A 13,175-nucleotide genomic window follows, 5' to 3' on the forward strand; every position below is an offset into this window, starting at 1 on the left:
GCGCAGCGCTGGCACGGCGGTTGCGATCCCATGCGGCGAACGAATCCGCCACGAGGACCATCCCGGATGTCGCTGCTCGGCTCGATGACCACCGCGATCAGCGGCCTGACGGCGCAATCGCGTGCGCTCGGCAATGTCTCGGACAATGTCGCGAACAGCCAGACCGTGGGCTTCAAGCGCGTGGACACGAACTTCACGAGCTGGCTGACGCGCTCCACGCTCCGCCTGCACATGCCCGGCAGCGTGGAGGCGCGGCCCGACTACACCAACACCGTGCAGGGCGCGATCGAGCAGGTGGAGAACCCGCTGGCCATGGCCATCGCCGGCCAGGGCTTCTTCTCCGTCGCGCAGGCGCGGGGCGGCACGATCGGCAATCCGCAGTTCGACGAGCGGCAGTTCTTCACCCGCGCCGGCGACTTCGCGCTCGACCGCGACGGCTACATGGTAAACGGCTCGAGCTATTACCTCGAAGGCTGGCGCATGCTGCCGACCGGGGAGCCGGACCGCACCACGCTCGCGCCCATCCGCATCACCGAGCTGGTCTACAACCCGGTGCCGACCAGCAGCATCGACCTGGCGGCGAACCTGCCCTTCAACGTGCCGCAGGTCGCGGCCGTGCCGGCGGCCGCGCCCTGGGCGCCGGCGGAGCCACCGGTCTCCTCGGTGCTGCAGATCTTCGATGCGCTCGGCAACCAGCGCCAGGTGACGCTCGACTGGTGGAAGCTCGACGACGACACCTGGCGCCTGCGCATCACGCCGGCCGACGACACCCTGGCCCCGGCGAACGGCCGCTTCGTGGACGTCAATTTCGGCGGCACCATTGCCGCCGGCCCGCCCGTCGTCACCGCGCCGCCGGGCACCATCTCGTCCATCGTGCCGCTCGCGGGCACCACGGGCACGGTGCCGGCGCCGCTCGACACCGGCGATCCGGCCTTCCTCGGCTTCACCACGGATTACGGCTTCGGCGCGCAGGACATCAGCCTGCGCCTCGGCGGCTATGGCCTGCCGACGGGCCTCACGAACTATGCCGGCACCGAATACAGCGTGCGCGACCTCAGCCAGGACGGCGTGCCGCTCGGCGCCTATTCCGGCGTGATCGTGCGGGAGAATGGCGACGTCGCCGTCAACTACGACAACGGCCAGACGCGCATCGTCGCGCGCGTGCCAGTCGTCGCCTTCAACGACCCGGACAAGCTGCAGCGCCTGGACGGCCAGGCCTTCATGCGCACGGTCGAAAGCGGGGAGGCGCGGGTGACGGACGCCGCGACCAACGGCGTCGGCAAGCTGGTGACCGGTGCGGTGGAGCGTTCCAACGTGGACATCGCCAGCGAATTCTCGAAGCTGATCCTCGCGCAGCGCGCCTACACCTCCAACACGCGCATCGTCACCGCGGCGGATGAGATGCTGCAGGACACCATCAACATGCGGAGATAGCGCGTGAGTATCGTGCCCTCAAACGGCGGGCGCGCGCTCCGCGCGCTTGCCTTGCGCGTCACGCGCTGGCGTGCCGGCGGTGCGGGCAGCCTGGGCGCGGCGCGCATTCGCGCGCTCGGCCGGCCGATGGCCGGCCGCCAGTTCCGCGCCGTCGTCAGTGGTGTCCGATGACCCTCGATCTTGCCCTCTCCGTCGCGCGCAGCGGGTTGCGGCTGCTCGATCGGCAGATGGCGCGGACGGCGGACGACATCGCCAATGCCGGCACCGACGGCCACACGCGGAAGATCATCGAGGGCAAGGCGCTCTCGGCCGAGGGCATCGGCATCGGCGTGCGCAGCCTTCCCGTGGCGCGCGACGTGGATCTCGCGCTCCAGGCCGCCGAGATGCGCGCTGGCGGCGATGTCGCCGGGGCGGCGCTGCGCACCGACCTGCTCGCCGCCGTCGAGACCGCGCATGGACGGCCGGAGGATGGCGACAGCATCGGCGGCCTGCTCTCCGCGCTCCGCGCCGACTTCATCAGCCTGCGCGAGGCACCGGAGGACCCGATCCGCCGCAGCGCCGTGGTCTCCGCCGCCGGTGACCTCGCCGCGCGCTTCAACGGCGTCTCCACCGCGCTGGAACACACCCGCCAGGCCGCGCATGATGCGCTGGTCGACGAGGCCACAGCCGCGAATGCCGCCCTGGCGGAGATCGCTGGCCTCACCGTGGACATCCGGCGCGAACTGGCCGCCGGCCGCACCGCCGCCGATCTCGAGGACAAGCGCGACCTGGCGCTCGGAAGGCTGGCGGAGTCGCTCGACATCAGCGTGATCCGCGGCAACATGGGCGACGTCACCATCGTCGCGCGCGGCGGGATGGTGCTGCCGCTGGATGGTGCGCCGGCCTTCTCCGTCACGCCGGCGACCGTCGGCGTCGGCGCCTGGCATGGCGGCGCGGGCACGCTGCCCGGCCTGATGCTGCGCGGCGAGGACGTGACGCGCCGCGTCATCGGCGGCCGCATGGCGGCCGCGGCGGAACTGCGCGACCTGACCCTGCCGCGCATGCAGGCGGAGCTGGATCTCGCCGCGGCGCACACCGCCGCACGGTTCGAGGCGCAGGGCCTGCGCCTGTTCACCGATGCCGCCGGCACGGTGCCCGATGTCAGCCTGCCCTATCCGGGCGGCCCGATGCTGGGCTTCGCCGCGGCGATCAGCGTCAGTTCCGCGGTTGCCGCCGATCCGCGGCTGGTGCGCGACGGCACGCACGCCGTCGTCGCCGCACCCGGCGGCGCCACCGCCTTCACGCCGAACGTGCCGGGCGGCCCGACCGGCTTCGCGACGCTGCTCGACCGCGTGCTGGACTTCACCTTCGGTGCGAATGTCGCGACGGGCAGCGCGCAGCCGGCCATCCCGACGGGCGGGCTCGGGCCGGACGGCACGCTCGTCTCGGCGCTCTCCGGCCTTGCCTCGCTCGAATCCTATGGCGGTGCGCTGGTCGCCGCACAATCCGGCGCGCGCGCCGAGGCGGAAGCCGCGCGCGACCGCGCCAGCGCGCTCGGCGATCTGCTGGGCACGCGCATGCAGCAGCGTTCCGGCGTGGATGTGGACAAGGAGGTCGCGGCGATGGTCGAGCTGCAGAATGCCTACACGATCAACGCGCGCGTGATCGCGACCATCCAGGCGATGTGGGACGCGCTGTTCGGTGCCGTGAGGTGACGTCGCGGGCCGTGCTGAACCGCCGGACACCGGCGACGGAGGTGAAGGGAACCACCGCATGGCGATGATCACCACCCTCGGCGGCATGGCGCTGGACCAGCTCCGCCTGCGGCAGGACCTGGCGGTGATGACGCGCCAGGTCTCCACCGGCTTCGTCGGCGAGACGCATGGCGACCTTGGCGCCGGCTCCCGCCGTGCCATCAGCCTGCGCGGCGAGATCGCGCGCCGCGAATCCTATGTCGGCGCCGCCGATACGGCGCTCGCCCGCATGGACATGACGCAGGAGGTGCTCGCACGGCTGGAGGGAATCGCGTCCGAAGTCGCGGCGGAGACGCAGCGCGCCCGCACCCTCGGCACCTCCGGCGTCGAGACGCTGGCGCGGCGTGCGCAATCCGCGCTGGAGGAAGCGGCCTCGCTGCTCAACACGCGGCATGATGGCGACTATCTCTTTGCGGGCAGCGACCTCACGGGCATGCCGGTGCCGGACGACACGGCGATCTCCACCGGCGCCATGGCCACGGCGATCGCGGCGTCCGTCGCCACGCTCACGCCGCTGAACGCATCCGCGGTGCTGGCCGACACCGCCCTGATCGCCTCCGATCCGCTCACGCGCCCCTTCAGCGCGCATCTCGAAGGCGCCGCCCTCGGCGAGTCGCGCCGCGCGCTGCAGCTTGCCGATGGCGAGCGCGTCCAATGGGGCGTGCTGGCCAGCCAGGATCACACCGGGGAGGTTGCGCTCTCCTGGGGCCGCGAACTGCTGCGCGGGCTGGCGACGCTCGCCGCGCTGACGCCGGCCTCCGCCGCGCAGGTCGGCGGGTACGATGCGCTGCTCTCCGGCGTCGCCGACAACCTCTCGGGCGCGACCCGCGGGCTGACGCAGGAGCGCAGCGCGCTGGGCGCGGCGGAGCAGCGCGTGGAGCAGGGCCGCGAACGTCACGAGAACCTGCTGGTCGCGCTGGGCAGCCAGCTCGGCGCGATCGAGGAGGTGGACCTCGCCGCTGTCTCCGCCGCGCTGCGCCAGACGGAGCTCCGTCTGCAGGCCTCCTACGAGACCACGGCGACGCTCTCGCGGCTTTCGCTCGCGGCGCTGCTGCGGTGATCGCCTTCAGCGGCGGTTAAGCGGATGGGATGCAAGGTGGCAGCGTGCCGGATCGGTGGAGACTTGCGCCGCGGCACCTCCCGAGGATCGGGCACGCGGCGCGCCGCGTGGCGGCGAAGATCGCGCAGTCGCCGGCAAAGGCCGGCTGCCGGCAGGGCGGCCCACCCCCCGCTGCCCTGTCGACAGGTTGGGAGAGTGGCATGTCCACACTGGTGCTCGAATTGCGGGCGGGCGACCTGCTGGTCGTCAATGGCGCGTCGCTGCGCTTCCGCAGCCGCACGCGGGTGGAGCTCGTGGCGCGGGCGCGCTTCCTGTTCGGCAAGCAGGTGATGTCGCCCGAATCCGCGAACACGCCCGCGCGGCGCATCTATTTCGCGCTGCAATGCGCCTATGTCGGGCCGGAGGAGGAGCGCGAGCCGGCCATGGCGGATGCGCATCGCCTTGTCGCCGAGTTCCAGGAGGCGACGACGTCGAACATGGCGCGCCAGCTGCTGGAGCGCGCGCTGGCGCTGGCCGAGCAGGATGAGTGGTACCAGGCGCTGCGCCTGGTACGGCATGTGATGCGGCACGAGGCGACGGTGCTCGGGCTCGATCCGCAGACCGGGACCGCGCTGCCGCCGGGCGTGGCCGGGGCTGGCGCCGTGGCGATGGCGCGACCTGCACTGCACCACGCCGCGCAATGAGGACGTCATCCGGGTGCGCGACGTGCTGGCGCACGTCGCCCTCAGTCGCCGGCGCGCGCCTCCGCGCGCTTGGCTGCGCGGCACCGGCCGCGGCCGCCATTCGGCGGCTCGCCCGCCTGCGGCGGGCGCAGGGCGGCGCTTCGCGATCAGCTTTCTCGCCCTGCCTTCACGCTTCCTTCACCCGCTGAAGGCAGGATGATCGGGCGGCGCCGCGACAGGCGCCGCCTCCCGGTGCGGCATCTGCCGCACCGCCACCGCGGAAGGTCGCCAAGACGGCCCAGCCTCCGCGGAACGCAGGATCCAGGAGAGAGGACCATGTCCTCCGTCAACACCAATGTCGCCGCGATGGCGGCGATCCGTTCGCTGAGCTCCATCTCGAAGGACATGGGCAACACCCAGGCCCGCATCGAGAGCGGCTATCGCATCAGCCAGGCCAATCACGACCCCGCGGTCTTCGCCATCGCGCAGAACATGCGCGCCGACCTGAACGGCATGTCCGCGGTGAAGGACAGCCTGTCCTTCGGCAAGGCCGCGCTGACCACGGCGCGGGACGCGGCCACGAAGATCAGCGACGAGCTGGGCAAGCTGAAGCAGACCGTCACGCAGGGCCAGCAGCAGGGCGTGGACGTCAACCAGATCAACGCGCAGATCACCAACGCGCTGGCGAATATCGACGCCTATGCGCGCACGGCCACCTTCAACGGCGTGAACCTGCTGACCTCCGGCGTCGCGGGCGTGACCGGCGTGACGGACAACAACCTGAACGTCGTGCGCGACATCAACGGCACCACCACCTCCGTCACCGGCACGAACAGCACGGCGGCGGGGCTGGCTCTGGCCGGCCTGACTGCGGCCACCGGCGGCCGGACGCTGACCTTCGACGCGACCTTCGCCGCGGCGAATGCGGACACGATCAGCTTCAGCCAGGGCGGCACGACCTACACCTTCGAGTTCAGCGACGGCTCCGCGCCGCTCACCAGCACGCCGGGCCCGAACGCCCAGGTGTTCGACGTGCAGATCACCGCGACGGATTCGCCGCTGCAGGCGGTCTCCAAGCTGATCGGCCGGATGCAGTCCGAGGGCTTCGACGCCAGCCTGGACAACCAGGGCCGCCTGGTGGTGAACGGCAACATCGGTGCGATCACGCCGACCTTCGCCTCGGGCGGCGCCACCGCCGGCACGCTGCCGGGCGGCACGGGCGCGATCGCCGCGGTGGAAGGCGCGATCGACACGATGGGCACGCGGCTCGCCACCATCGGCGCCGCGCTGCGCCAGGTGGAGGGGCTGCAGGACTTCACCACCAAGCTGAACGACTCGCTGAAGGAAGGCCTCGGCGCGCTGGTGGATGCCGACCTCGCGGAGGAATCCGCGCGGCTGACCAGCCTGCAGACGCGCCAGCAGCTTGCGACGCAGTCGCTCTCCATCGCGAACCAGCAGAGCCAGTCGCTGCTCAGCCTGTTCCGGTGATCCGCCGCGCGGGGGCCAACACGGCCCTCGCGCCTCTCCTCGCGCCAGGGAAAGCGCCGCCGCCGCATGATGCACGCACGCTACGCCGCCCAGCAGAACGCCGCCGCCAATCCGCGCGAGATCGAGCTGCGCGCCTTCCGCTACGTGAACGGCCTTCTCGCCGGCGCCACCGACACGCCGGGCCGCGTCGCGGCGCTGCATAAGACGCATCGGCTCTGGTCGCTGCTGATTGCCGACCTCGCGCAGCCCGGCAACGCGCTCCCACCCGATCTCAAGGGCCGGCTTCTCTCGCTCGGCCTCTGGGCGCAGAAGGAGGCGGATGCGCGCATGGGCGACGCGTCCAGCCTTGAACCGCTGCTCGCCCTGCACCGTGACATGATCGCGGGGCTGGAGGCGCAGCGCCCGGCCGCCGCGGCGCCGCCCACCTTCGTCGCCGGCGCCGCCTGACATGCTCGCGGGCATCGGCGGCCTCGCGGCGCTGAACGTGGTGGAGCGACAGGGCGCCGCCCTGCAGGAACGCTTCAACGCCCGCCGCGACGTCGCCGCCGACATGGACCGCTTCCGCGAACGCGCCGCGGCTATCCCCGACATCGAGGCGCTGCTGAAGGACCGCCGCACGCTGAATGTCGTGCTGGAGGCCTTCCAGCTCGAAACCGAGATCGACAAGCGCGCCATGCTGCGAAAGGTGCTGACCGAGGATCCCGCCGCCGAAGGCAGCCTGGTCGGCCGCCTGACCGACCCGCGCTGGAAGCAGCTTGCGCAGGCCTTCGCCGGCCGTGCGGAGAGCCCGCTTGCCGACGGCGCGCTGGTGGAGCGCATCGTCGCCGGCGCGCTCACCAACCGCTACGAGAAGGAAATGGGGGAGGCCAATCCCGGCCTGCGGGAGGCGCTCTACTTCAAGCGGATGGCATCCAGCGCCACGACCATCCCCCAACTCATGTCCGATCGCGCGCTGGCCACGGTCGCGCGCGGCGCGCTCGGCCTGCCTTCGCAGTTCGGCCTGCTGCAGTTCGAGCAGCAGAGGGACGTGCTGACGCGGCGGCTGGATGTGGCGGATCTGCAGGATCCGAAGGCGGTCTCGCGCATGGTGCAGCGCTATGTCGCGCAGCTTCCGGCGACGCAGGCGAGCAGCCCGCTGACGGCGCTGCTCGACGGGTCCGGCAGCGCGAACGCGATCGCGAGCCTGGCCGCCGGCCTGCGACTCAGCGCCTGACGTCCAGCACCGGCGTCGCCTCGGCCGGTGCGGTGCGATAGGCGTCCAGTTCGCGCGCCGTCGGGATCGTGTGCACCTCCCCCTGCGAATCGCGAAACTCCAGCACCACCAGGTTCAAGGCGCTGTCGATGCGGACGCTCGGATTGGGCGTCGGCGGCGTGGCAGGGGCAACGTCCGGCGGCTGGGTCGGCGATGCGGCGGCGCTCGGCCGTGCGTGCTGGCGGGGCGGGGCCGGGGCGGCGGGATCGGGGATCATGACGGCCAGTCTACCTTCGGCGCCGTCCTGGCCAGTCACGCCACGCATCGGGGCTTCGCGCGGCCATCCCTCAGCCTATGCGACAGGCATGAAGGAATGCTTGCCGTGCCATGGCCCCGGCGCGGTTTGACGCGCGCGCCGCCCGGGCCGAAGCTGCGCGGCGGAACCTCCCCGTTGCTGCGTCTCACCGATCCCCGATTGCCGCCCCTGCTCTGGACAGCCGCGGCCGCCGTGCTTGGCGGCATGCTGTTCACGCTGCTGCACATCCCTCTGGCCTGGATGCTGGGCGCGATGGCGGCGACGGGCGCGCTGGCCTGGCACGAGAAGGCGGCGGTCGCCAAGCCGACACGCCCGATCGCGCTGATCTTCCTTGGACTCGGGCTGGGCCAGACCTTCACCCAGCCCGTGATGGCGGCGCTGGCCTGGGCGCTGCCCTGGCTGGTGCTGGGCGGGTTCCTGGCGATCCTGGCCGGCGCCTTCACCGCGAAGGTCTTCGCGCGGCTGGCCGGCACCGACCCGGAGACGGGCTACTACGCCTCGGTCCCCGGGGGCGTGATCGTCATGGCCATCCTGGCGCAGCGTGCCGGCGTCTCGGTGCCGGCGGTGACCTTGGCGCAGACGATCCGGGTGATGGTGGTGGTGGTGGTGGTGCCGCCGCTGGTCACCTGGCTGGCGCCGCGCGGCGGCGCCGACGCCTTCCTCAGCGAGCGGCCGGAGGTGGATCTCGCGGGCCTCGCGCTGCTCGTCGCGGCGGGCACCGCGGCGGCGCTGGCGCTGACGCGCACCGGGCTGGCGAACCCCTGGATGCTCGGCCCCTGCGCGCTGGTGATCGGCCTCTCGGCCTTCGGCGTGCTGCCCTCCGGCGTGCCCGTGTGGATGGTGAATGCGGCGCAGGTCGGCATGGGGATGTCGCTTGGCGTGCGGATGACGCGCAGCTTCATCCTCTCCTCGCGCCGGATCGCGCAGACCTCGGTGCTGACGACGCTGCTGCTGATCCTGCTGATGGCGGCGCTGGCGGTTGGCCTCGCTTTCGTCTCCCACCTGCCGATCGCCGGCGCGATCCTCGGCATGGCGCCGGGCGGCATGCCGGAGATGACGATCACGGCAAAGGCGCTGGAGGTCGGCGTGCCGCTGGTGCTCGGCTTCCACATCGTGCGTACGCTGATCTGCAACCTGTTCGTGCTGCCGATCTGGCGCCTCGCCCGCCGCCTCGGCTTCGCCTGAGGGCACAGCAAACGCGGCCCGCGCAGCGGGCCGAGCCAAGGCCGCGGATGCGGCCGCCCGGCGCTTGAGGGCACAGCAGAAGCGGCCCGCGCAGCGGGCCGAGCCGCCGAATGGCGGCCGCCGCTTGTGCGGCGAGCCAAGGCCGCGGATGCGGCCGCCCGGCGCTTGAGGGCACAGCAGAAGCGGCCCGCGCAGCGGGCCGAGCCAAGGCCGCGGATGCGGCCGCCCGGCGCTTGAGGGCACAGCAGAAGCGGCCCGCGTAGCGGGCCGAGCCAAGGCCGCGGATGCGGCCGCCCGGCGCTCGAGGGCACAGAAGAAGCGGCCCGCGCAGCGGGCCCGCGTCAGCCGGCCTGGAAGCCCAGACGGCGGTGGAGCCATTCCCGATAGGCCAGGGCAGCCTCGGGCCCGGGGCAGAGCGTGGCCAGCGCCTCCGCGGCTTCCTGTGCGCGCACCTGCCGCAGGCCGGACTCGGCGGAATCAGGCTCCGCCTCGCCCCAGCGCCGCGCCGCCGCCCGCCACAGCGCCACCACATCCGCCGAGGTCAGAGCGGGCAGCACCACCAGGGCCCGCGTTCGCAACCCCGCCGCGGCGGCACGGCAGCCGGCCAGCAGGTCGGGTTGCGCGGGGTCGGCCAGTACCTCGCCCAGCGTCGGGACATCGGGCAGGGCAGGGTCTCGCCCGTGCTTCGTACCGTCGAAGGCGAACCAGGGCGTCAGCCCGACGGCGGTGGCGCGAGCGGCGGCGCCTGGACCGGTCAACACCACGGCATCGGCCGAGCCGAGCGTCACCGCGACCTCCGGCGCCATGCCGGCCGGCAGGAACACCGGGGTTGCCGCGCGGCCGAGCAGGTCGAGCGCCAGCAGCCCCGCTGTCTCCGCCGCGGCCGGCCCGGGCAGGGCCAGGCGGACCGTCCCGGCCGCATTCAGTGCACCGCGCCCGGCCAGCAGCGCCGGCGCCAGGTTGCCCGCCACGGCAGGCCATTGGCGCGGCTCGAAACGGGCGCGGGGATCGCCGATCAGCAGGCTCTGCGTCGCCAGGCCCGGCAGCACCAGCAGCACACGACCATCGGCGGGCGTGGACACGGCGAAGCGGTTCGCCGCGGTGATGCCGTCGGCGCCGCCGAGCACGCTCACGCGCAACGCGGCGGCCTGCACCAGCCCACGGGCCAGCCCGCGCGCGGCGCGATGCGCGTAGCTCGCCGAGGCGCCCTCTTCCGGCCCCGGCGCGAGCAGCGTGGCGGCCTCCGGCACCGCGGTAGCCGCAGCCAGCGGGCGTGCCGCCGCCGCAGCGATGACGCTGCCCAGGACAGCCCGCCGGGTGGCGAATGGATGGGTCATCCCTCTGGCCTCCCTCCGGTTGAAGGGGCAGCTAGAGCCGGGGAATGGGGCCAAAAGGTGGCAACAACCGTCAGGCTTCCAGTCCGGGAGGGTTCAGCCATCCCGCCCCGCCGTCACGCCCGCGGCCCGGGACAGAGCCTGGAGCGTGCGATCCACCAGCCGCGGCAGCCCCGCCACGACGTGCCGCGCCTCCGCCTCCGCGCCCTCGACGGCAGCGCGTTCCAAGGCGGTGGCGGCCTCCCGCAGGGCGGCGGCGCCGAAGGTGCCGGCGGCGGATTGCAGCGCATGGGCCTCCGCCTCGATCAGCGCGAGCGGCGGTGCCTCCTGCAGCCGGCGCAGGCGGGAGAGGGTCTCGGCGGCGAAGACCCCGATCAGGTCGGGCAGCCGCCCGGGACCCACCGCGGCACGCAACTCCTCCAGCGTGTCGCGGACCAGCAGGGCATGGGCGGGGCCGGGTTCGGCCGCAGGCGGCACCGCACGCGGCCGGGCCGGCGCCGCCCCGAGCAGGGCCGCCACGGCGCCGAGCAGCCCGGCGCGGTCCACCGGCTTGGTCAGATGCGCGTCCATCCCCGCGGCCAGGCTGCGCGCCGTATCGTCCGGCATGGCGGAGGCGGTGAGCGCCAGGATGCGCACGCGCCCCGCCGGCCCTGACAGCGCGCGGATGCGCCGCGTCGCCGCATGCCCGTCGAGCCCCGGCATCCGCACATCCATCAGGATCGCGTCATAGGAACCGCTGGCCGCGGCCTCCACGGCGCTCTCCCCGTCGCGCACCAGGTCCACGTCGTAGCCCGCCTTGCGCAGGATGGACGCGGCGACGAGCTGGCTGGCCTCGCTGTCCTCGGCCAGCAGCAGGCGGGCGAAGGGCGCCTCCCCCGCGCGACGCGTCGGCAGCGGCGCGGCGGCTGGCCGCGCGGGCTCCAGCGGCGTGTCCGCCGATGCCTCCCGCAGCGGCAGCGTGAAGCGGAAGACGCTACCGGCGCCGGGCTCGCTTTCCACCCCGATCTCGCCGCCCATCAGCCCGACCAGGCGCCGGCAGATCATCAGCCCCAGGCCCGATCCGCCATGCCGGCGCGCCGTGCCGGCATCCGCCTGCTGGAAGCGCCGGAACAGGCGGCGGCGCAGCGACGGGCTGATCCCCGGCCCGGTGTCACGCACCGCCACATCCATCCGCCCGCCGTCGCGCGTCACGCGGACCTCGACGCTGCCGGCAGCGGTGAACCGGATGGCGTTGTCCACCAGGTTCATCAGCACCTGCCGCAGGCGCCCCGGATCGCCCATCACCCGCGCAGGCAGCATCGCGTCCAGGCTGGCGGTCAGCCGCAGCCCCTTGTCGGCGGCCGCGGCAGCCTGCAGCGACAGCACCTCCCGCACCGGTTGCGCGGGGTCGAAGGCGATCTCTTCCAGCTCCAGCTTGCCCGCCTCGATGCGCGACAGGTCCAGCAGCTCGTTCACCGTCCAGAGCAGCGTCTCGCCCGATCGCCGGGCCGTCTCGGCATAGGCGCTCTGCTCGGCGTCGAGCGGCGTGTCCAGCAGCAGGGACAGCGTGCCGAGCACGCCGTTGAGCGGCGTGCGCACCTCATGGCTGACGAAGGCGAGGAAGTCGGACTTCTCGGCGCTCGCGCGCTCCGCGGCGCGGCGGGCGAGGGCTTCCGCGCGCTGCGCCCGGCGCGCTTCCTCCTCGGCCTTCACGCGTTCGGTGACGTCGTGCTGGATGCCCATGAAATACAGGAGCTTCCCCGCGGCGTCGTGCACCGGCGAGATATGCAGCTCGTTGACGAAGCGCCGCCCGTCGCGCCGGTAGTTGGTGAGTCGGATGTCGATGGGCCGTGCCGCCGCGATGGCCTCGCGGATCGCCCGCACATCGGCCGCCGTGGTGCCGGGGCCCTGGAGGAAGCGGCAGTTGCGGCCGAGCACCTCATCCGGCGCGTAGCCGGTGATGGCGTAGAAGGCGCTGTTGGCGAAGACGATCGGGCAGTCCGGCTGGTTCGGGTCGGAGATGACCACGCCGGTCGGGGCCGCAGCCACGGCCGTGGCGATCGCCTCCGCGAAGCGCCCGGCCTCCGCCATCGCGATGGCGCCGCCCGGCGCCGCGCGATCAGCTGTCGTAGGCGATGAGCGCTTCGAACGGGACATCGAGGCGGTCGCGCCCCTTCAGGAAGGTCAGCTCGATCAGGCAGGCGGCGCAGGGCACCACCGCGCCGGCCTGGCGCAGCAGGGAGATGCCGGCGGACATCGTGCCGCCGGTGGCCAGCAGGTCATCCAGCACCACGACGCGCTGGCCCTTCTCCACGGCGTCCGCCTGCATCTCGATCCGGTCGGTGCCGTATTCCAGCGCGTAGTTCAGCCCGATGGTGAGCCCCGGCAGCTTGCGCGGCTTGCGCAGCATGACGAAACCCAGGCCGAGTTCGAGCGCGAGCGGCGCGGCGACCAGGAAGCCGCGGCTCTCGATGCCGGCCAGCACGTCCGGCTTGTGGGGCGCGATCTTGTCGGCCATCCGCGCCATGGCCGTGCGCCAGGCGCGCCCATGCCGCAGCAGGGTGGAGATGTCGTAGAACAGGATGCCCGGCTTCGGGAAATCCGGGATGCCGCGGATGTGGTCGCGCAGGTCGATCGCGGGGTCTGCTTCGAGCCGCGAGAAGGCGGCGGGGCTCGGCGTATCGGGCATCGGCAGCGTCGCACTCGTCACTCGTGGCGGAATGCGCGCGGATCGCCCGGCGCCGCAATGCCTGCGGCGCGGCCCGACCCGATTGCCTTCCTCGCCGGACAGG

The 13,175-nt window shown here is 73.0% G+C and carries 13 protein-coding genes; 9 read left to right on the top strand and 4 right to left on the bottom strand.

All coding sequences use genetic code 11. The annotated features are described in order from the left end of the window. The first annotated feature begins 66 nt into the window (after positions 1-66). The 8 genes from E4T13_RS30085 to E4T13_RS26630 all read left to right on the top strand — a co-directional run bounded on the left by E4T13_RS30085 (position 67) and on the right by E4T13_RS26630 (position 7,590). Positions 67-1,434, top strand: coding sequence for a flagellar hook protein FlgE (locus E4T13_RS30085; RefSeq protein WP_170985264.1), 1,368 nt, complete (start codon positions 67-69; stop codon positions 1,432-1,434). A gap of 3 nt (positions 1,435-1,437) precedes the next feature. Beyond that, complete coding sequence (locus tag E4T13_RS30090) at positions 1,438-1,605, top strand: hypothetical protein (RefSeq protein WP_170985265.1); 168 nt, start codon at positions 1,438-1,440, stop codon at positions 1,603-1,605. Continuing rightward, positions 1,602-3,128, top strand: a complete 1,527-nt coding sequence (locus E4T13_RS26605; RefSeq protein WP_137181372.1) for a FlgK family flagellar hook-associated protein — start codon at positions 1,602-1,604, stop codon at positions 3,126-3,128. Before E4T13_RS30090 ends, E4T13_RS26605 begins: the two co-directional genes overlap by 4 nt. Positions 3,129-3,186: 58 nt before the next feature. After that, a complete protein-coding gene (locus E4T13_RS26610) occupies positions 3,187-4,227 on the top strand; it encodes a flagellin (protein ID WP_137181373.1) in 1,041 nt (346 codons plus the stop codon). Between the two features lie 200 nt (positions 4,228-4,427). Next, positions 4,428-4,910 carry a flagellar biosynthesis repressor FlbT gene (locus E4T13_RS26615; RefSeq protein ID WP_137181374.1) on the top strand — a complete coding sequence of 161 codons (483 nt, stop codon included), beginning with the start codon at positions 4,428-4,430 and terminating at the stop codon, positions 4,908-4,910. 315 nt (positions 4,911-5,225) lie between these two features. Beyond that, a complete protein-coding gene (locus E4T13_RS26620) occupies positions 5,226-6,377 on the top strand; it encodes a flagellin (protein WP_170985266.1) in 1,152 nt (383 codons plus the stop codon). A 66-nt stretch (positions 6,378-6,443) separates the two neighbouring features. Next, a complete protein-coding gene (locus tag E4T13_RS26625; protein ID WP_137181376.1) occupies positions 6,444-6,824 on the top strand; it encodes a flagellar biosynthesis regulator FlaF in 381 nt (126 codons plus the stop codon). Position 6,825: 1 nt separating this feature from the next. Then, positions 6,826-7,590, top strand: a complete 765-nt coding sequence (locus tag E4T13_RS26630) for a DUF1217 domain-containing protein (protein WP_137181377.1) — start codon at positions 6,826-6,828, stop codon at positions 7,588-7,590. Here the strand turns inward: E4T13_RS26630 and E4T13_RS26635 are convergent. Continuing rightward, positions 7,580-7,894 (bottom strand): hypothetical protein, encoded by a 315-nt coding sequence (locus E4T13_RS26635; protein ID WP_137181378.1) that lies wholly within the window; start codon positions 7,892-7,894, stop codon positions 7,580-7,582. The genes E4T13_RS26630 and E4T13_RS26635 overlap by 11 nt on opposite strands. A gap of 126 nt (positions 7,895-8,020) precedes the next feature. On the opposite strand from E4T13_RS26635, the gene E4T13_RS26640 reads away from it, so the two are divergent. Beyond that, positions 8,021-9,070 carry an AbrB family transcriptional regulator gene (locus E4T13_RS26640; RefSeq protein ID WP_170985267.1) on the top strand — a complete coding sequence of 350 codons (1,050 nt, stop codon included), beginning with the start codon at positions 8,021-8,023 and terminating at the stop codon, positions 9,068-9,070. Positions 9,071-9,411: 341 nt separating this feature from the next. On the opposite strand, the gene E4T13_RS26645 is transcribed toward E4T13_RS26640, so the two are convergent. The 3 genes from E4T13_RS26645 to E4T13_RS26655 form a co-directional block, all read right to left on the bottom strand. Continuing rightward, positions 9,412-10,407 (bottom strand): hypothetical protein, encoded by a 996-nt coding sequence (locus tag E4T13_RS26645; protein WP_137181380.1) that lies wholly within the window; start codon positions 10,405-10,407, stop codon positions 9,412-9,414. Positions 10,408-10,500: 93 nt separating this feature from the next. Beyond that, positions 10,501-12,474, bottom strand: a complete 1,974-nt coding sequence (locus E4T13_RS26650) for an ATP-binding protein (protein ID WP_170985268.1) — start codon at positions 12,472-12,474, stop codon at positions 10,501-10,503. A 28-nt stretch (positions 12,475-12,502) separates the two neighbouring features. After that, a complete protein-coding gene (locus E4T13_RS26655; protein ID WP_137181937.1) occupies positions 12,503-13,018 on the bottom strand; it encodes an adenine phosphoribosyltransferase in 516 nt (171 codons plus the stop codon). Positions 13,019-13,175 lie beyond the last annotated feature (157 nt).

The sequence above is a fragment of the Roseomonas sp. AR75 genome (assembly GCF_005222815.1).
Classification (GTDB): Bacteria; Pseudomonadota; Alphaproteobacteria; order Acetobacterales; family Acetobacteraceae; genus Falsiroseomonas.